The sequence below is a fragment of the Stenotrophomonas sp. CFBP 13718 genome, from assembly GCF_014842145.1.
In the GTDB taxonomy this organism is placed as follows: Bacteria; Pseudomonadota; Gammaproteobacteria; order Xanthomonadales; family Xanthomonadaceae; genus Stenotrophomonas.
In genome coordinates this window covers 41,476-60,911 of record NZ_JACYVC010000007.1, presented here as the reverse complement: position 1 = coordinate 60,911, position 19,436 = coordinate 41,476, and the positions used below count along the sequence as shown (strand labels likewise).

Here is a 19,436-nt window from a genome sequence, read left to right as displayed (position 1 = left end):
CGGGCGACGGCATGCTGCCTGTTACCAGGTGTAACGGATGCGCCCGTACACGTACGCGCCATTGAAGCCGAACGGCGAATAGTTGCTGTACGGCAGCATGCCCCAGGTGGAGTTCTGCAGGTCGACGGTGCGGTCGGGGTATTCGTCCAGCAGGTTGTCGGCCCCCAGGGTCAGGGTCCAGTTGTCGCTGGGCTTGTAGCTGGCCGATGCATCCAGCACCCATTTCGCGTCATAGGTCTGGTCGCGGGTGGCGGTGGCGGAGTTGCGCACGGTGAAGCTGCCGTAACGCGTGGCGGCCAGGCCCAGCTCCCAGTGATCCGAACGCCACGTACCGCTGACGATCGATTTGTCGCGCGGGAAGCTGTCTTCGATACGGCCGATCTCATCGCGGCCGATCAGCGCCTGGGTGATGCCCAGCGCCTGGAAGGTGGCCGGTGAGGCATCGAACTTCTGCACTTCCGTGTCGTTGTAGCTGTAGGCCGCGGTCAGTTCCAGGCTGCTGGCGGTGAACGGCACGGTGTAACTGGCCACCGCATCGACACCGCGCGTGCGGGTGTCCAGGCCGTTGGTGAAGTACGAGAACGCCGTCACCTGCGGCAGGCCAAGGCCGGTCAGCAGGTCGGCGACCGCCGTGTTGCCGGTGGTGGTGATGTTGGACGACAACGCGATACGGTCATCGATCTCGATCTGGTACGCATCCACGGTCAGGTACAGGCGATCCACCGGCTGCAGCACCAGGCCGACGCTATAGGAGGTGGAAGTCTCGGCCTTCAGGGGTGCCGAACCCAGTGCCTGCGCGGCGGCGCTGCCCGCGGGGAAGGTGCCACGCTCGACGAAGTTGCCGTTGACGATGGTGCTGGTCACGGCCTGGTAGCTCTGCTGGGCCAGCGACGGGGCGCGGAAGCCACTGGACGCGGTAGCACGCAGGGCCACCTTGTCGGTGAACGCGTAGCGCGCCGACAGCTTGCCGGAGAACTTGTCGCCGAAGTCCGAGTAGTCCTCGTAGCGGCCGGTGACGCCGGCGGAGAACTTGTCGGTCAGGTCCGCTTCCAGCCCCGCATAGACCGCGTAGTTGTGGCGGTCTTCGTCCACGGCGTTGATCGGCGTGAAGCCGCCGAAGCCCTGCGCACCGCTGCCGGTGTACGAGTTCAGCTCGCCCTGGCGCTGTTCCCAGGTTTCGCGACGGTACTCACCACCGAACGACAGGGTGACCGGATACGCCAGGCCCCAGTCCAGCGACTTGGTGAAGTCCGCGTTGAAGATGTCCTGCGTGTACTTCAGCGTGCCGTCGTAGAAGGAACTCGGGCTGGTCGCCCCCAGGCTGTAGTTGATGCTGTTGCGGGTGTGGAAATCGAGCGTGTTCTCGCCATGGTTGGCGCTCAGGTCCCAGGTCCAGCCACTTTCCGTGCTGCCCTTCACGCCGGCAACGACCGAACGGTCCTTGGAGTACTGGTTGATCTGCGGCACATAGCCGTCCGGGTAGACCTGGGCCAGCAGGGCGGTCTGTCCCAGGTGGTTGGGCGAGCGGTAGAACGCGAACGAGGTGATGTCGCGGTTGCTGAGCATCGCGTTGGCGTAGCCGGTGACGTTGTCACTGAACGCGAAGCTGGCGTTGGCCGACACCGCCGAGGCATCGACCTGCGGATCGCCGACCACGAAGGTCTTCTCACCGATGTCGGGGAAGTTGCCAGTGTTCGGGGTGGTGCCCTGGTAGGGCCCGGCGCGGTTGCTTTCGTCCTGCTGGCTGTACTGGCCGGCCACGTGCACCTGACCGCGACCGTCGCCGAAGGTGAAGCCGGCATCGCCGGACAGCTGGTCCTTATTGCCATCGCCCGCCGCGTACTGGCCGTGGTCGATGGCCAGGCTGCCGCCCGTGCCACTGCCCTTGAGCACGATGTTGATCACACCGGCGATCGCATCCGACCCGTACTGGGCCGACGCACCGTCACGCAGCACTTCTACCCGCTCGATGGCACCGATCGGGATGGCATTGATGTCCACCGCCGACGAGCCGCGGCCGATGCTGCCGTTGACGTTGATCATTGCCGAGGTGTGCCGGCGCTTGCCGTCCACCAGCACCAGCACCTGATCCGGCGAGAGGCCGCGCAGCTGGGCGGGACGGATGCCGCTGGTGCCGTCGGTGAGCGCCGGGCGGGGGAAGTTCAGCGAGGGCAGGGCGCGCGACAGCGCAGTGGCCAGCTCGGAGGTGCCGGTGGACTGCAGGGCCTCGGGGGTGATGATGTCGATCGGCGACTGCGATTCGGCGACGGTACGGTCGGCCACGCGGGTGCCGGTAACGATCACCGTGTCGAGGGTGTTGGCGGTCTGTGCGGCGGCGGCGAAGCTGGAGGCGGCGAGCACCACGGCGATGGCGGCGGCGAGCGGGCGGGTCTTGCGGGTCATCTGGACGTGGCTCCGGTTGGGGGCGGCGGCACCGGGCGACATCTCGGGGAGCGGGACGGCGTGTTGCGGCGCGCAATCAAGCAATTAACGACAATTTAATCCCCTGTCAAATGACGGTAACGTCAAAAACTATTGCAAATGCAACGGTTTAGCGGTTCTGGCAGGAGTGGGGGAGAGGGGCCCGGGAGCCGTGTGACACCCTCCGTGGGAGAGAGAGAGGCGCCCTTGGCGTGCCCCCGGGATACGTCAAGTATTCGTTAACGTTAGAATTGCGTCGCAGGAAAGGTGCTCACCAGCACATTCCATTCCGTTATATGGACCTCCCCCAATGATCTCCCTCCGTAATTTCGCCTTGCGCCGCGGCGAGCGGCTGCTGTTGTCCAACGTCGACCTGACCCTGCATGCCGGTTACCGGGTGGGCGTGGTGGGCCGCAACGGCGCTGGCAAGTCCAGTCTGTTCGCAGCCGTGCAGGGCGAACTGGAAGCTGACAAAGGCGATGTCGAGCTGCCTGGCCGGGTGCGCATCGCCAGCGTGGCGCAGGAAACCCCGTCGTTGCCCGACCCCGCACTGAGCTTCGTGCTGGGCGGCGACGTGGCGGTTGCTGCGGTACTGGCCGAAGAAGCCGCCGCCACCGCGCGTGAAGACTGGGAAGCGGTGGCCGAGGCGCACACGAAGATGGCTGAAGTCAGCGCTTACGACGCCGAAGCGCGCGCTGGCAAGCTGCTGCACGGCCTGGGCTTTCCCGCTGAAACGCACCACCGTGCGGTGTCCTCGTTCTCCGGCGGCTGGCGCGTGCGCCTGAACCTTGCGCGCGCGCTGATGATGCCCAGCGACCTGCTGCTGCTCGATGAGCCGACCAACCATCTGGATCTGGACGCGGTGTACTGGCTGGAGCAGTGGCTGTTGAAGTATCCGGGCACGCTGCTGCTGATCTCGCATGACCGCGAGTTCCTCGACAACGTCGCCACCCATACCCTGCACCTGCATAACGGGGGCGCCAAGCTGTACCCGGGCGGCTACACCGATTTCGAGCGGCAGCGTTCCGAACAGCTGCGCCAGCAGCAGATCGCGCACGAGAAAGAACAGAACGAGCGCGCCCACCTCCAGAGCTTCATCGACCGCTTCAAGGCGACCGCGTCGAAGGCCGCGCAGGCACAGAGCCGCATGAAGCGACTGGCGAAGATGGCCGGCACCGAAGCCGTGCGCGCCGAGCGGGAGTTCCGCATCGAGTTCGCCCCGCCCGCGAAGCTGCCGTTCTCGCTGATCCGGCTGAACCATGTCGAGGCCGGCTACGGCGCCGATTCGGTGATCCTGCACGATGTGGGCTTCGGCCTGGAGGCGGGCCAGCGCATCGGCCTGCTGGGCCCGAACGGCGCCGGCAAGACCACCCTGGTGAAAACCCTGGTGGGCGAACTGAACCCGATCGCGGGTGACCGCGCGGCCCATCCGGACCTGCGTATCGGCTACTTCGCCCAGCACACGGTGGAATCGCTGCATGAAGGGCAGTCGCCGATGGAGCACTTCCGCGACATCGCGCCAGATGCGCCGAACCAGTCGTTCCGGGATTTCCTCGGCAAGTGGAATTTCGCCGGCGACCGTGCCTTCGAGCCGGTGGATGGATTCTCCGGTGGCGAGCGCGCGCGCCTGGCCCTGGCACTGATCGCCTACCAGCAGCCGAACGTGCTGCTGCTCGACGAGCCGACCAATCACCTTGATCTGGAAATGCGCGAAGCGTTGGCCGAGGCGCTGAGTGACTTTGAAGGCGCGATCGTGATGGTGTCGCATGACCGCCATCTGATCGGTCTGGTCTGCGATACGTTCTGGCGCGTGGCCGATGGCGTGGTCGAGCCGTTCGATGGCGATCTGGATGAATATGCATCGTGGCTGCGCACCCGCCCGCAGGCGCAGGGCACCAAGGGCAAGCTGCCCGAGCCGGCCGCCGCTGCGGTCAAGACCGAGCCGGTCGCCCAGGTCGTGCAGAAGAAGGCACCGAACCCGCACAAGCTGGCCGCTGCAGAGGCCAAGGTGGCTGAGCTTGAAGCCAGCCTGGCCGAGTTGGACCGCCAGCTGGCCGACCCGGCCAGCTACGCCGATCCGACGCGGATGGCGGTGCTGGGACGCGACCGCGAAACCACCGCCGCCCAGCTGGAAAAGGCGGAAGCGGCCTGGATGGCGCTGCTGGACGGCTGAGCCGCGGCGGCGCTGATGGTGGCGCTGACGCTGGCGGTAGAGCCGGGGGTAGAGCCGACTTCAGTCGGCTGCCCCGTAAGAACTAATGTCAGTCGGCAGGAAAGAGCAGCCGACTGAAGTCGGCTCTACCAGGACCGCGCCCCCGAGGCCGCGCACGCCCCCGACGCCGACGCCGCCCCCGACGCCGCGCACGCCGCCGACCCCGACGCCGATCACGCCCCCGAGCACGCCCGCAGCCGCAGCCGCGTCCTCACCTCACCCCCCATCACGCGTTCTGCAGCCATTCCCGGAAGCGCGCGGCGGGCTCGCGCTCCGGCCGCGAGCGCAGGCGCGCCAGCCAGTAACTGCCCAGCGCGACGGTCTGCGGGAACGGTTGCAGGAGACGACCCTCGGCCAGTTCCTGCTCGAACATGCATAGCGGCAGCAGGGCCACGCCAGTGCCTCCTGCCGCTGCCGCTGCCAAGGTCAACGAGGAATCAAAGACCGGGCCGCGCGCTTCCACGCCTTGCACGCCGGCAGCCTGCAGCCAGCAGGGCCACTCATCGCTGCGGTACGAACGCAGCAAGGTGAGTTGGGCGAGATCACGCGGGCTGTGCAGCCGACGCGCCACCGCGGGTGCGCAGAGTGGCGCGAATGGCGCGTCGAGCACCTGTGTGCACTCTTGCCCCTGCCAGTCTCCGTCACCGAAGCGGATGGCCAGATCGAGACCTTCCCCGGCCAGGTCGATCCGGTTGTTATGGGTCTGCACGCGCAGCTCGATGTGCGGGTGAGCGCTCTCGAACGAGGACAGGCGTGGCAACAGCCAACCGCACGCGAATGTGCCGACCACCCCGATGGTGAGCACATCCCGCCTGCCGCTGGCGCCACCGAATCGCGCCACCGCCGCCCCGATGCGGTCGAAGGCCTCGTTCAGCACGGGATACAACGCGGCCCCTTCGTCGGTCAGTGCAACGCCGCGTGGCAAGCGGTGGAAAAGCCGCGTACCCAAGCGGCCTTCGAGCTGCCGGATCTGGTGGCTCAGTGCGGCTTGACTGACACACAGCTCCAAGGCGGCACGGGTGAGATTCTGGTGGCGTGCGGCGGCTTCGAACGCACGCAGCGCGGCAAGCGGAAGCTGGGAACGCAGCATAGGGGAGCCGTGAGCAAGGGTTATGGAATCCACTCATTCTAGATTCAATGCGTCGATTTTCAGGGTGGGTTATGGCAGAAGGCATTCATCTGGCTCATGGCTCCTGCTGAAACTATCAGCTGGTTGCGCTGCATGTTCCCTTCGATACTCACGTTTCATCGCACTGGAGATTTCCCATGACCGACCGACGCCGTTTCCTGAAGGCAGGGGGCGCTGCACTCGCCTCGCTGGCTGCTGCTCCCCTGTTGGCACGTACCGCGGCGACGGGGACGCCCGCGGCCGTTTCCGCCGCAGGCGCCATTGCAGAGGCGACGGATTTCGACGCGCTCGAGCGCATCAGTGGCGGGCGCCTCGGTGTGGCCCTGATGGACGCCCAGGGCAAGGTGATCGCCGGGCATCGACAGAAGGAGCTGTTCCCGATGTGCAGCACCTTCAAATGGCTGCTGGGTGCCGCCGCGCTGCATCAGTCCGAGCGCAGTCCTGGCCTGCTGGACCGGCGCATCCCGATGCGGGCGGTTGACCTGATCGAGCATGCGCCCATCACGTCCCGCCATGTGGGCAAGGATCTCACCGTGCGTGATCTGTGCCGGGCAACGATGATGACCAGCGATAATCCGGCGGCCAATCTGCTGTTGCGGCTGCTCGGCGGGCCGGCGGGCATCACCGCTTTCCTGCGGGCCAACGGCGACGACGTGACGCGCAATGACCGCTACGAGCCGGAAATGAACCGCTTCGAGCCCGGTGACCCGCGCGATACGACCAGTCCGGTGGCAACGGCCGGCAGCCTGCGCCGCATCGTGCTGGGCAACGTGCTGAACGACGCATCGCGGCTGCAGTTGACCGATTGGTTGATCGATAACGCGACCGGCGATGCCCGCCTGCGCGCAGGCCTGGGTCAACGCTGGCGTATCGGCGACCGTACCGGGGGGGATGGCAAAAGCATCAGCAATGACATCGCCGTGTTGTGGCCGCTGGCCGGCGGCACGCCGTGGATCCTGACCAGCTACTTGCAGGGGGCGACGGTCGACGGCACGATGCGCGACGTGGTGCTCAAGCAGGTAGGCGTGCTCGCGGATCGAATGATCGCCTGACGCCCTGTAAGCGCCGGGCTGTAGCCGCGCCAGGCTGGGCGACTACAGCCTGGCGCCCTGCTGGCTGATGCAGGCCGTGCGGTGCGCGCGCCGAGCATGGCTCGGCGCTACTTCAGTGCACCGCGCAATGCGCGGTGCCGCCGATTCGGCATTGCGCCTGCTCAGGCGCTCGCTCTGTCCACCGCGTCGAGGAAATCCCGGCCCCAGCGGTCTACATCGTAGTGTTCGACGATGCCATACAACTGGCGCAGGCGACCGCCGGCTTCTTCGTCCGGCATGGACAGGGCCTGCATCAAGCCGGCGGCAAGATCGGCCGGATCATGCGGGTTGGTCAACACGGCGCCCTTCAGCTCGGCTGCTGCTCCCGCGAACTCGCTCAGCACCAGCACGCCGTTGCTGCCTTCGATGCCTTGCGTGGCGACGAACTCTTTCGCCACCAGGTTCAAGCCATCGCGCAGCGGGGTGATCCACATCACCTGTGCGGCGGCGTAATGTGCAACGACCTCCTCGAACGGCAGGGCCTGGGCGAAGAAGCGCACCGGGGTCCAGTCCAGCCGCGCGAAGCGTCCGTTGATGCGACCTACGGCCTGCTCGATCTGGTTCTGCAGGGTGCGGTAGATGGTCATTTCGCGTGCCGCGGGCACACAGACCATCAGCAGCGTGACCTTGCCCTGCTGTTCGGGATGCTGCTCCAGCACGCGTTCGAAGGCTTCCAGCTTGGCGAGCGTGCCCTTGGTGTAGTCCAGCCGCTCCACCGACAGCACCAGCTTGCGCGCCCCGATTTCGCGGCGCAGCTTGAAGATGTCATTGCGCACATCGCTACGCGCCAGCGTGTCGTGGATACGGCCCAGATCGGTGCCGACCGGGTGTGCGCCCAGTGCCACTTCCCGGTCGCCCACGCGCAGGCGCGTGGTCATGGTGTCCAGGCCCACCGCGCAGCCGTAGGTGAGGAAGCGGGGTGCGCAGTTTTCCCACGCCAGCCGCTCCACCGGAGCCGCCCCACGCACCACGTCGACGAAATTCTCGACCTGGCGCGGGATGTGGAAGCCCACGTAGTCACACGCCAGCAGGCTGCCGATGATCTCGCGACGCCACGGCACCACGTTGAACACATCCGCGGAAGGAAAATAGGTGTGATGGAAGAAGGCGATCTTGACGTCCGGGCGCAGCTCGCGCAGGTACGCCGGCACCATCCACAGGTTGTAGTCGTGGATCCACACCGTCGCCCCGTGGGCGGCTTCGGCGGCGGTGGCTTCGGCGAACTTGCGGTTGACCTTCAGGAAGACCTGCCAGTCATCCTCGCGGAAGCGCGCGCGTTCCCAGAACACGTGCAGCATCGGCCAGAAGGCTTCCTTGGAAAAGCGCTTGTAGAAGATGTCCACTTCCTGGCGGCTGAGCGGCACCCGTGTCGCGCGCAAGGTGGGGTACTGCGCTTCGTCTACGGTCACATGTCGCTGGAACGGCCGATGCTTGGGATCATCGATGCCCCAGGCAATCCAGCTGCCCTGTTGCCCGCCTTTGAAAAAACTCAGCAGCGACGGAATGATGCCATTCGGCGAGCGCGGCGGCCGTTGCACCAGCTTGCCGTCTTCGAAGCTCTCATCGAACGGCATACGGTGATAGACCATCAGCAGCTTGGCGCCTTCGTGGGACACCGGCGCCGGTGCGGCCAGGTGCGGATCACGGGCGTCGAGAAGACCGAAGTGTGTGATGGCTTCGAGGATGCCGCCACAGCCGGGTGCTTCGGCATGCAGGGTGCGCTCCTGCCCGTCGGTCGCCTCCAGCAGCGCGGGCTCTGACTGGCCCACGCAGACGCCGCGGAAGCCGGCGACATACATCGACAGGTCGTTGAGTGTGTCGCCGGCCACGAGGATGCGATCGACCTCCAGGTCCAGCGTACGTGCCAGTGCGGCCAGCGTGCGGCCCTTGTCAGTGCCGGGCGGCAGGATGTCCAGGTAACGGTCAGCCGAGTACAGCACGTCGCAGCCGAGCCCGCGCGCGGTCTGTTCGATCTGCGCGCGCAGTGGCGCCAGCGTGTCCGGATCGCAGAAATACGAGCACCGGCGCTCCTGGGGCACATCCTGGCGCTGCAGGGCAGTGAATGGCCGCATGGCCTCGGCGACCACGTGTTCACCGGGCCAGTGCGCATCGATCATGGACTGCAGCGGCTGCACGGGCTGCAGCGTGTGGCCGTCGACCACCGTGGCGCCGACGTCGCAGACGATGTAATCGGGCACCGGGATGGAGGGGTCGGACAACAACGGCATCACCGCTTCCAGGCCGCGGCCGGTGATGAAAATGAGGGAGATGCCGGGATGCTGGTCGATCAACCGGTAGAGGCGGTGCCGTTGCGCGGCGCTGCCGGCAAGGAAGGTGCCATCGAGGTCGGTGGCGAGGATCAGCTGTGGCGGTGCTGCGATTTCAGTAGCGGGGACAGCGGGTTCGGTTGCAAGGGTAGGGTACTCGACAGTCAATGTGTTTCCTTTTCAGGGTGGAGGGGAGTTTCGGTTTCCGGCATCAGCTCCAGCGCGGACGGGGTGGTCCGCACCATCGCGCGGAAGGGAGCCGGATGGGTGCGCAGGCGCGCGTGGCGCAACAGGCGGGTGGCGGTGAAGGCGGCCAGACAGGCCAGCACCACGGCGAAATACAGCGGCAAGGCCGGTGCCCCGAAGCGCGTCATCAGCGCGCCGGCGATGGCCGGCCCGATCGCCGCGCCCACGCCATGGACCAGCAGCAGGCTGCTGCAGCCGGACAGCAGGTCCTCGCTGGCCAGATAATCAAGCATGTGGGCGACCGCGAACGGATACAGCGCGAACACCAGGCCGCCGTAGCAGAACACCAGCAGGAACATCACGTGGATCTGCTGCTGGATCAGTGGCATCGCCGCCAGCACGCCCAACCCAGCGGCTGCCAGGCTGACAGCCAGCAGGCCGATGCGGCGGTCATGCCCGTCGCTGATGCGCCCGAGCGGCCACTGCAGCAGGGCGCCGCCGGCGATGGCAGTCAGCATGAACAACGGCACGCCATCGCCGCTCAGGCCGATCTCGCCGGCGTACACCGGCAGCAGGCCCCAGAAGGGCCCCATGGCAAGCCCGGAGAGGCCGGCAGCCACGGTGGCGACGGGGGCCAGCGTGTAGAGGTTGGCCAATTTCAGGCGCGGCACATTGGGCACATCGGGCTGCTGCAGGCGGGTAGCGGTGACCGGCAGCATCGCGGCGCAGACGAGCAGGGCGGTGACCGTGAACATCTCCGCTGCACCGGCATCGCCGAGCATCAGCAGAACCTGGCCCAAGGCGAGCGCGGACAGGTTGATCATCATGTACAGCGAAAATACGCGGCTGCGTCGTTGTGGATCCGGCTCGGCGTTGAGCCAGCTTTCGATCACCGTGTACAGGCCGACCAGCGCGATGCCGGTGACCACGCGGAGCAGCCCCCAGCCCCATGGGTCGAGCCACAAGGGATGCAGCAGGACGGCCATCGTCGCCAGCGCGGCATGGAAGGCGAAAGCGCGACTGTGGCCCATCCGGCGGATCAGCGGCGGGGCGGTGAACGTGCCGACGAAAAAGCCGGCGAAATAGCCGGACATCACCCAGCCCAGCGCGTTGGCGCTGAAGCCTTCCTGCCCGCCGCGCACGGCCAGCAGGGTGCCGAGCAGGCCGCCGCCGGTAAGCAGCAAAGCCACGCCAAGCAGCAGGGAAGTCAGCCGCAACATGGGTGCGACCTTCGTGGGGAAGGTTGGGCAAACACGTCAACGACCTTAACACAGCGGACCTGACCTCCCTGTTGCAATGGCTTACCATGCGCGGCTCGATACCCCTGCGATGCCAACGCCATGCCGATCTACGCCTTCGCCTGCACCGACTGCGGCCATGCCTTCGACCGTCTGCAGAAAATTGCCGACGCCGACCCCGTCGACTGCCCCCAGTGCGGCAAGTCCACGGTGAAGCGGCAGATCACCGCGCCGTCGTTCCGCCTGGCCGGTGGCGGCTGGTATGAGACCGACTTCGGCAAGAACAAAAAGAACCTCGTCGAGAAGCCTGCCGCGGCGCCGACGAGCAGCGGCGACTGATCACGGCAGGTTTGCGCGGAGTGGCGTGGCTGCGTAGGGTGGAGCGATGAACATGCTTCGACTCATACCCATGATGGGGCTGCTGGCCCTGGCGGGCTGCGATGGAAAATCCCGCGACGTGGTGTCCAACGAGGTGGCTACGGCGCCCGCGGATGCTTTCCTGGCCAGCGTGGCCGCGCACTGCGGCAAGGCCTACGCCGGCGAGATCGTCGAGGATAATCCGGTCGCCACCGGCCCCGACCCGTTCGCCGGCAAGCGCTTGGTGATGCACGTACGCGGCTGCGAGGACACTTCCCGCGAAGTGCGCATTCCGTTTCACGTGGGTGACGACCATTCGCGGACGTGGGTGCTCAGCCGCACCGAGCACGGCCTGCGGCTGAAGCACGACCACCGGCATGAAGACGGCAGCCCCGATGCCATCACCCTGTATGGCGGCGACAGCAAGCCACCGGGTACGGCGGAGCGGCAGCAGTTTCCGGCCGATACCGATTCGGTGGCGATGTTCCGCAAGGCGGACATGCTGGCCTCCACGCACAACACGTGGGCAATGGAAATCAAGCCGGACGAGGAGTTCGTTTACGAGCTCACGCGCCCTGACGGGCGGCGCTTCCGGGTAGTGTTCGACCTGACCCGCCCCGTGGCGCTGCCGCCGGCCCCGTGGGGTGCGGACCGCTCAGCCGCACCCTGAACCCGCGCGCCGTGGTAGCGCCGAGCCATGCTCGGCGGAATGCGTGGACACCCGTGCCGCTGCGCTCGCCGACCATGGGTCGGCGCTACCAGCCTCGGACGCCCGTGCCGCTGCGCTCGCCGACCATGGGTCGGCGCTACCGATCCCGCACGCCCTGGTAGCGCCGAGCCATGCTCGGCGGAATGCGTGGCCGCCCGTGCCGCCTCCGTTGCCGGTGTCTCAGCGCAGGCCGAAGCGGGCGCGGCAGCCGTTGCTGACCCACAGGCTGCCATTGCTGTAGCCCCAGCTCTGGCCCTCGCGACAGGCGCTGCCGGACAGTTGCTGCAGCAGTACCGGCTGGCCGCGGCGGGCTTCCCACGCGCAGGTGCTGCGGCGCTTGTCATTGCTGCTGCAGGTGACACTGTAGTTGGCGTTGCCACTGTTCCAGCCACCGCCCCAGTTGCCGCCGTTGCCTTGCCCGCGCGCTTCCGCGAACTCGGCGCGGCAGCCGCCGTTCACCCATACCGCGCCATCCCGCACGCCCCAGGTGCGCCCTTCCACGCAGGCCGTGCCGGATATCTGGCGGACCAGTCGAGCATTGCGCCAGCCGGCGTTGCAGACGCGCTCGCGGTTGTTCTGGCTCTCGCAGCGGATCGTCCCGCCATTACCGGCGTTGCCGCCGTGACTGCCACCCGGCCGGCCATCATTCCACCCGCCGGAACCGCCTTGGCCGGCGCCTCTCAGTGAGGTGGATATGTCCTGCTTGATGCGCGAAAACGCCCAGCCCGAGCTGACCTGGTCCAGATAGAAGCGCAGTTGGTCGTCCGGAATGCGCCGTCCGTTGGACTGATCCGCATATTCCTGGCTGATCACCCGGATCCGGTCATTGGCCGTGAGCTGGGCGAGGTTTTCCGGCGCGTAGGCACGGGTCCCGACCTGTGCGTGCGCAGCGGGCAGGGCGGTCGAGCCGGCCAAAGCGACGGCCAGACAGGCCAGAGTCCAACGGTTCATGGCGACATCCCCGAGCAGTCGATGGTGCGCGACTATACGAACCGGGTGGATTAAATCCACGTGACCGCGCGGGATTTGCCCCCGGAGGGGGCTGGGCCGCAGAATAACGGGCTTTCCGGCCCCTCCTGGTGCCGGCGTACTCCAGCGGAGCTTCCCCCATGCGTACCCACTTCTGCGGCCTGATCGATGAAACCCTGATCGGCCAGACTGTCACCCTCGCCGGCTGGACCGACGTGGCCCGTAACCAGGGCGGCGTCTGCTTCATCGATCTTCGCGATCATGAGGGCATCGTGCAGGTGACGGTGGAGGTCGACAACGCCGCCGTGTTCGCGGTGGCCGCGTCGCTGGGCTATGAGGACGTGCTGCAGGTGGAGGGCGTCGTGCGTGCCCGCCACGCGGTCAACGACAAGATGCGCACGGGCAAGGTGGAAGTCATCGCCACCGCCATCACCGTGCTCAACAAGGCAGCCCCGCTGCCGTTCCACGCGCATGAAAATCCGGGCGAAGAAACCCGCCTGAAGTACCGCTACCTGGACCTGCGACGCCCGGAGATGCAGCGCATGCAGCGCACCCGCATCAAGCTGGTGCAGGCCCTGCGTCGCCACCTGGATGGCGAAGGCTTCCAGGATATCGAAACCCCGATCCTGACCAAGGCCACCCCCGAGGGCGCCCGCGACTTCCTGGTGCCGGCGCGCATGCACCCGGGTGAGTTCTACGCGTTGCCGCAGAGTCCGCAGCTGTTCAAGCAGATCCTGATGGTGGCCGGCTTTGATCGGTACTACCAGATCGCGCGCTGTTTCCGCGACGAAGCCCTGCGCGCAGATCGCCAGTTGGAGTTCACCCAGCTGGACATGGAGTTCGCTTTCGTGCGCGAGCAGGACGTGCAGGATTTTGTCGAGAACATGATCCGCGGCATCTTCAAGGAAGTGATCGACGTCGAACTGGCGGCGAGCTTCCCGCGCATGACCTGGGCCGAGGCGATGCGTCGTTATGGGTCGGACAAGCCGGACCTGCGCATCGCACTGGAGTTGGTGGACGTGGCCGAGCTGGTCAAGTCCAGTGAGTTCCCGGTGTTCACGGCCGCTGCCCACGATGCCGACGGCCGCGTCGCCGCGCTGCGCATTCCCGGTGGCGCGAGCCTGAGCCGCAAACAGATCGACGAGTATGCCGCGCACGCTGCCAAGTACGGCGCCAAAGGTCTGGCTTACATCAAGATCGCCGACAACGGCGAAGTCAGCTCGCCGATCGCCAAGTTCTTCACTGAAGAAGCCTTCGCCTCGCTGGTCGCCCACGTGGGGGCCGGCAATGGCGATATCGTGTTCTTCGGCGCAGGTGGCTACAACAAGGTGTCCGACTTCATGGGCGCGCTGCGGCTCAAGGCCGGCAAGGAATTCGGCCTGGTCGCCGACAGCTGGGCGCCGCTGTGGGTCACCGATTTCCCGATGTTCGAATGGGACGAGGAGGCGCAGCGTTACGTCGCCCTGCATCACCCCTTCACCGCGCCTGCGGTGGATGACATCGCCGATCTGCGCACGAACGCGAAGACCGCTGTGTCGCGCGGCTACGACATGGTATTGAACGGCAACGAGATCGGCGGCGGTTCGATCCGTATCCATCGCCCCGACATGCAGAGCGCGGTATTCGAACTGCTGGGCATCGACGCGGACGAAGCCCGCGCGAAGTTCGGCTTCCTGCTGGATGCGCTGAACTACGGCGCACCGCCGCATGGCGGCATCGCCTTCGGCATCGACCGCATTGCTGCTTTGATGGCGGGCACCGAATCCATCCGCGATGTCATTCCGTTCCCGAAAACCACCGGTGCGCAGTGCCTGATGACGGATGCACCGTCGCCGATCGCCGATGTGCAGCTGGCAGAAGTGCATATCCAGGTGCGACCGAAGGGCTGACCCGTTTCCTTGGCGTGTCGGCTTCCCGCCGGCACGCTCGCCACCCTGGAGAGCGCCATGACCGCAGGCCACTACGCCATCCGCCGTGCCACTGTCGATGACGCCGCGACCTTGTCGGTGCTGGCAACGCGCACCTTCACGGAAACCTTCGGTCATCTGTATCCGGCACAGCATCTGCAGGTCTTCCTTGACGAGCACTACGTCGTCGAGCGACAGCAGGTGATCCTCGGCCACCCCGACTACGCGGTGTGGTTGCTGGAGCGTGACGGAGTGGCGGTTGGCCATGCCGCGGCAGGACCGTGTGGCCTGCCGCACGCCGAGGTCCAGCCCGGTGACGGGGAACTCAAGCGGCTGTATCTGATCAAGGACGAGCAGAGCTGTGGCTGGGGCAGCCGGCTGCTGGAGACCGCGCTGGCCTGGCTGGAGCGCGACGGCCCGCGTCCGCTGTGGCTGGGCGTGTGGTCGGAAAATTTCGGCGCACAACGCTTCTACGCCCGCTACGGTTTCCACAAAGTGGGCGAATACCTGTTCCCGGTGGGTGAGACCCAGGATCTGGAGTTCATCCTGCGACGGCCGCTGGTCGCTGCCGCCGATCAGCCGGCGACAGCGTAGGCAGGGGCCGGCTCAGCGGGTACGTGGTGCGGCGCTGAACGTTCCGGGCAACGCGGCGGTCTGCGCCGCCGTGCTACGGCTCTGCGTCATCGCCACCAGCAGTTTCAGCTCGTTGCCGCTGAGGATTCCGCTGGACAGGTCGTCCCCCATTCGCGATAGCGACTGCTGCCGATCAGGCCAGGGGCCGTGCACCGGCTCTGCGGCACCCAGATTGAACCTGCGCTGCAACGTCTCGCTGAGCAGGCTGCGCAGCTCGTTGCCACGGTAGGTTTCGCTTTCCTTGTTGCGGTAGCCGGTGGTGTGATGGGTGATCAGCCGGTGGTAGGGAATGACGCCCTGCCAGCAGGCATGGCGGTCTGGCGTGAACATGTCGTGGTGCTCCAGATAGATCACCTGGTGCCCCATCAGCGCGAACGGTTCCAGCGCGCCGCTGCGGATGCCGATTACCGGGCCACCGACGGTGTCCAGCAGCTTGTGCATGAAGTACCACTGGTGTTCACGCGGTGCCAGCACGCGCTCACCGTTCAGTTCGGCCGCCCAGAAACGTCCGACATGTGGATGCAGCTGCGGACGATACGGATGACGGTCGGTGAGCCGATCCTCGCCGCTTTCATCGCGTGCGCGGTTGATGTAGGTATCGGCGATGCAGTACACCGGGGTACCTGCTGCGCCCGGTTTATCTGGGCCCAACGCATCGGCGATCTGCTCGAACATCATCGGTCGGGAGATCGCCTCTGCTTCGCGGGCATTGGCATATTCGCGATCGGCGATCCACAGCGCGGCAGCACCGGGCTGGATGCCCTGTTCGGCAATTACCGTGTCGACGAGCGCGTCGATGCGCGTGCGTTCGGCCGGATCGACCAGTGCGATGAGCTTGTTGCGGACATCGATGCAACGATCCTCGGGCGACATGTCCGTTTCGCGGAAGCGGCGCGCGATCAGCTCGGTGGTGGCGGATATGTGGAACACGTGCGTGCCCTGGTGCTCGGCATCGCCTGCCAATGGCGAGGCCGCACCCTCCACGTGCCTGAAGTCCGCGCGCGTCGCGCTGTCGTCCAGCGACTCACGCGCGTCCTTCAGGCTTTTGCCGGTGTGTTCGTACAGCGACACCCGATCGGCCGCGTCCGCCTGCCCACTGGCGGTGAGAGCGGTGCGGATGACCTCGAAAGCCTCGCGGGCATGGGCCTGCTCGGCCTGGTTGCCGCGGCTGTAGGCGATGGATACGTTGAGCTTTGGATTGATCAACATGGCAAGGATCAGCGAGTAGCGGTCGCCGGTGGCATAGCCGGGCAGGAAGGTGTGGATGCTTGAATCCGGGGCTTCCAGGGCTGCGCTGAAATCCACGTCGCGGGGATGCAGGTAGGGAACGCCCTGGCCCGTGACGGCATCGATCCGATAGCCCTGCCGCAACTTCACATCTTCCAGAGGTACCTGCAGGTCCAGCCGCTGCGCCTGCTCGTGGACCTGCGCCAGCGCGGTGCGGCCGATTTCCTGGCGCACGCTCTGGCTGTCATGCGAATGGTGCTGGTAGGCCTTGAGGTAAAGGTCGCGGGTGGCCTTGTCGGTGGGGTTGGCTGCGGTGAAGAAGGCAGCTGGATGGATCCGCTGCTCCGCGGCAGGGACTTCGACGCTGCCGCCGAGCATCGTCACGCACGCCCAGCCGGCGACGAACTTTCGCGAGTCACGGCCCACGTCGAACTCGGCCGCAGCGCGTGACTGGCTGAGCGCCGGTGCCGAGGGCCCGGCCGCACTGAACAACTGAGAGGCGTGTTCGCAGATGGGAGAGCCTGCGCCACGTGATGGTTCAGCAGGAAGCAGACAGGGGGAGGTCTGGGGAACGCTCAATGTCAGCATGGAGGAGTCCGGAAGTTCAGAGGGAGTGGAGCAGTTGCTGGCGTACGACCTGCAGGCGCTGCAATGCGCCGGGCAGGTCGTCCAGCGCAGGAGAGTTGCTGGCATGGGCCTGTACCAGGCGCAGGACACCGGTCCGTGGATCGAGCGCGATGGATGCGCCGTCCATTACCTGTGGCTGGTGATGGTGGGCCAGCAATGCCCGTAGCTGGTCGGCATCGCAGTGCAAGCCATCATCGGCAAGTTGGCAGTGGATCAGCAGCTGCTCGGCCGAGCACTCCAGGTGCCATTCCACCCCGACGGCGTCGAGCAGCGTGTAGGCTGCGGCGGAAATGTCCAATGGCAAGGGAAGGTGCTGCGCGGCGCGCTGAAGGATCGGCAGTGCCCAGGCTGGCAGAGATGCAGTCATCGACGTGTTCGGGTGCAGGGAGGGAGGCATAGCCTGCACGGTGCGTGTGCCCGTTACGTTGAGGCACGCCTTAATACGGGAAAGTCAATCGAACTTGGCGTTGTCGTAGGCAATTTCACTGCGCATATCGCTCGTATCCGTGGTGAAATCAACGGCCCCGATGATTCTCCAGTACGCGTTCTTTCAAGCGCTCGCTTTCCGCAACGATCGTTGGCGTCGAAAGCGACATCAACGCAGCAGATGCAGACCGGACACCATGCCTCCTTCGCCTTCCTCCCTGCTGGTCCCGCCGGCACCGATTCCTCGTCCCGACCTGCTCTGCGTTTCCGCCACGTCGTCGCGGGGCACAATGAAAAGAATCCGCGTGCACAACGCCAGCCTGCCTCCTGCAGCAGCACGCGCGGCGGAGCACTGGCATGCTGTGGTGAAAGGGCGTCAACTGCGCCGCTCGATTCATGTCACCACGCTGGCGCCGGGGATGGTTGCCGTCCACCTGCAGGCATCGCCGGCGTTGCTCCAGCGCATGGGCCTGCAGCACGCCACGACGGCCGCGCTTGCAGAAGACCCTCCTGACGCAGTGACCAAGCGGCTTGCGTGGATGAGCCTGGATCCCCGTCGTTTCAGTGGCCACGTGGTGCAGGGCGATGCGCTGTTGGACCCCTGCGTGCGTCCCGCGGGCGAGGCGGCGGCAAGGCCGTGCGCGCGGATCAATGGCGGGTACTTCAACTTCCGCCAGCGCGCCTGCGTCGACCGCCCCGAGCATCTGTCCATCGGGCCATTGCGGACGCAGGGCGGAACGCCGCAGCCCACCCTGCCGCTGCCACCGGCCTTTGCCGATGACTATCACGAACTGGGATTCGCGGACGGCTCCTCGCTGGCCTGCGCGCCGCTGCTGGCTGAGCAGGGGGCGCCGGTGTTCGCGGCCAAGGCCAGCGGTAGTCCGCTGTACCAGCTGCCGCGGGATTTCGCCTTCGAGCGGGGCGACCAGGTCGCTCCCGGCGTGCTGTGGCATGCGCATGATGCCAACCCGCGGGCAGCGGTCAGCCTGCCCACCACCGCGGACAGCGGATGTATCCGCCTGGTGGCAGCCCCGATGACCGATCGCGGCTGTGCCGACTCCGGCTGGACCCTGGCGGAATTTTCCGGCGCGCTGGCCCGCCTGGATCGTCTGGGTGGGCAGCACGGACCGCCGAATATCTCGCTCAACCTGGACGGTGGCGAGTCCGTGGCCCTGTTGGCCTGGACCGAAGGGCGACCGGTTCTGGATATCCGGCAGACAGCCCAACCGCGGCAGGTCGGCAACCTGATTGAATTCCGGGCAGCGGCCTGCCTGCGGTCGCCGGAAATGGTCAGATGCGTCAAACTTGGCGGATGAAGCAATCGGTTCTCCTTCTGCATGGCATCTGGAACGCCCGCGCCTGGGTCGGGCCGTTGGCATGGCGGCTGCGCGCGCGCGGCTTCAACGTGGAGACCTTCGGCTACTCCAGCGTGCTGGGAGGGCCGGACATCGCCGTGCCGCAGTTGCTGCAACGCTTGCAGGACAGCGGGCCGGTGTCGCTGGTCGGCCATAGCCTGGGCGGGTTGGTGGCGCTGGAGGCGCTGCGCCGGAATCCCACGCTGCAGGTGCAGCGGGTGGTCTGCCTCGGCTCGCCCCTGCGTGGCAGTGGCACTGCCCGTACGCTGGCCGAGCACGGCTGGGCAGCGGCATTGGGTCGCAGCAGCGAGCTGTTGCTGGACGGCCTGCCCGACTGGCAGGGTGAGGCCAAGGTCGGACTGATCGCCGGCTGTGTACCCCATGGCCTCGGCAGTCTGCTCGGGGTGTTCGACGGGGATTCCGATGGCACCGTGGGGCTGGATGAGACGCGTCTGCCGGGATTGGCCGATCATTGCGTCGTCCGCTGCAGCCACAGTGGCCTGGTCTTCTCGCTGGATGCCGCCCGGCAGACCGCCCAGTTCCTCCGCCACGGGCATTTCCATCCGGGCCGCGACGCCGCGGCAGCCTGAGGACCGCCGGGCCGGGATGGGGGTTCCTGCTGATCCCTTTGCCCGTTCGACACGGTGCAGCCACGGGATCAGGTAGAATCCGCGCCCTGTTC

General features: G+C 66.5%; 14 protein-coding genes and 1 pseudogene. 8 read left to right on the top strand and 7 right to left on the bottom strand.

Annotated features, from left to right (window positions below; genetic code table 11):
- Nucleotides 1-21: 21 nt before the first annotated feature.
- Nucleotides 22-2,403: a TonB-dependent receptor gene (locus IFT58_RS12365; protein WP_192095252.1), complete on the bottom strand. Its 2,382-nt coding sequence runs from the start codon at nucleotides 2,401-2,403 to the stop codon at nucleotides 22-24.
- A gap of 328 nt (nucleotides 2,404-2,731) precedes the next feature.
- On the opposite strand from IFT58_RS12365, the gene IFT58_RS12360 reads away from it, so the two are divergent.
- The gene (locus tag IFT58_RS12360; protein ID WP_192081009.1) at nucleotides 2,732-4,594 is read left to right on the top strand and encodes an ATP-binding cassette domain-containing protein; all 1,863 of its coding nucleotides are present in this window, start codon (nucleotides 2,732-2,734) and stop codon (nucleotides 4,592-4,594) included.
- 265 nt (nucleotides 4,595-4,859) lie between these two features.
- Here IFT58_RS12360 and IFT58_RS12355 read toward each other — a convergent pair whose 3' ends face one another.
- Nucleotides 4,860-5,723, bottom strand: a complete 864-nt coding sequence (locus IFT58_RS12355) for a LysR family transcriptional regulator (protein WP_192095251.1) — start codon at nucleotides 5,721-5,723, stop codon at nucleotides 4,860-4,862.
- A 176-nt stretch (nucleotides 5,724-5,899) separates the two neighbouring features.
- Here IFT58_RS12355 and bla point away from each other — a divergent pair, with 176 nt between their 5' ends.
- The gene (gene bla, locus IFT58_RS12350; RefSeq protein ID WP_192095249.1) at nucleotides 5,900-6,814 is read left to right on the top strand and encodes a class A beta-lactamase; all 915 of its coding nucleotides are present in this window, start codon (nucleotides 5,900-5,902) and stop codon (nucleotides 6,812-6,814) included.
- Nucleotides 6,815-6,975: 161 nt separating this feature from the next.
- Here the strand turns inward: bla and ggpS are convergent, their stop codons facing one another.
- Together ggpS and IFT58_RS12340 are read right to left on the bottom strand one after the other, a co-directional pair.
- Complete coding sequence (gene ggpS / locus IFT58_RS12345; RefSeq protein WP_192095404.1) at nucleotides 6,976-9,216, bottom strand: glucosylglycerol-phosphate synthase; 2,241 nt, start codon at nucleotides 9,214-9,216, stop codon at nucleotides 6,976-6,978.
- Nucleotides 9,217-9,284: 68 nt separating this feature from the next.
- Nucleotides 9,285-10,526 (bottom strand): MFS transporter, encoded by a 1,242-nt coding sequence (locus IFT58_RS12340; RefSeq protein WP_192095247.1) that lies wholly within the window; start codon nucleotides 10,524-10,526, stop codon nucleotides 9,285-9,287.
- A gap of 120 nt (nucleotides 10,527-10,646) precedes the next feature.
- On the opposite strand from IFT58_RS12340, the pseudogene IFT58_RS12335 reads away from it, so the two are divergent.
- Both IFT58_RS12335 and IFT58_RS12330 read left to right on the top strand, forming a co-directional pair.
- Nucleotides 10,647-10,847: pseudogene (locus tag IFT58_RS12335) on the top strand (zinc ribbon domain-containing protein); the annotation flags it as partial.
- Between the two features lie 82 nt (nucleotides 10,848-10,929).
- Nucleotides 10,930-11,571 (top strand): hypothetical protein, encoded by a 642-nt coding sequence (locus tag IFT58_RS12330; protein ID WP_192081014.1) that lies wholly within the window; start codon nucleotides 10,930-10,932, stop codon nucleotides 11,569-11,571.
- A gap of 219 nt (nucleotides 11,572-11,790) precedes the next feature.
- On the opposite strand, the gene IFT58_RS12325 is transcribed toward IFT58_RS12330, so the two are convergent.
- A complete protein-coding gene (locus tag IFT58_RS12325; protein WP_192095245.1) occupies nucleotides 11,791-12,561 on the bottom strand; it encodes a DUF3011 domain-containing protein in 771 nt (256 codons plus the stop codon).
- A gap of 158 nt (nucleotides 12,562-12,719) precedes the next feature.
- On the opposite strand from IFT58_RS12325, the gene aspS reads away from it, so the two are divergent.
- Both aspS and IFT58_RS12315 read left to right on the top strand, forming a co-directional pair.
- Nucleotides 12,720-14,468 (top strand): aspartate--tRNA ligase, encoded by a 1,749-nt coding sequence (gene aspS / locus IFT58_RS12320; RefSeq protein ID WP_192095243.1) that lies wholly within the window; start codon nucleotides 12,720-12,722, stop codon nucleotides 14,466-14,468.
- 57 nt (nucleotides 14,469-14,525) lie between these two features.
- On the top strand, nucleotides 14,526-15,080 hold the full coding sequence (locus tag IFT58_RS12315) for a GNAT family N-acetyltransferase (protein WP_192095242.1): 555 nt from the start codon (nucleotides 14,526-14,528) through the stop codon (nucleotides 15,078-15,080).
- Nucleotides 15,081-15,092: 12 nt separating this feature from the next.
- On the opposite strand, the gene IFT58_RS12310 is transcribed toward IFT58_RS12315, so the two are convergent.
- Together IFT58_RS12310 and IFT58_RS12305 are read right to left on the bottom strand one after the other, a co-directional pair.
- Nucleotides 15,093-16,838, bottom strand: a complete 1,746-nt coding sequence (locus IFT58_RS12310) for a hypothetical protein (protein WP_192095239.1) — start codon at nucleotides 16,836-16,838, stop codon at nucleotides 15,093-15,095.
- A gap of 112 nt (nucleotides 16,839-16,950) precedes the next feature.
- The gene (locus IFT58_RS12305) at nucleotides 16,951-17,340 is read right to left on the bottom strand and encodes a hypothetical protein (protein WP_192095237.1); all 390 of its coding nucleotides are present in this window, start codon (nucleotides 17,338-17,340) and stop codon (nucleotides 16,951-16,953) included.
- A 349-nt stretch (nucleotides 17,341-17,689) separates the two neighbouring features.
- Between IFT58_RS12305 and IFT58_RS12300 the strand changes: the two genes are divergently transcribed.
- Nucleotides 17,690-18,715, top strand: a complete 1,026-nt coding sequence (locus IFT58_RS12300) for a hypothetical protein (protein WP_192095233.1) — start codon at nucleotides 17,690-17,692, stop codon at nucleotides 18,713-18,715.
- Nucleotides 18,712-19,344, top strand: coding sequence for an alpha/beta fold hydrolase (locus IFT58_RS12295; protein ID WP_188324738.1), 633 nt, complete (start codon nucleotides 18,712-18,714; stop codon nucleotides 19,342-19,344). Before IFT58_RS12300 ends, IFT58_RS12295 begins: the two co-directional genes overlap by 4 nt.
- Nucleotides 19,345-19,436 lie beyond the last annotated feature (92 nt).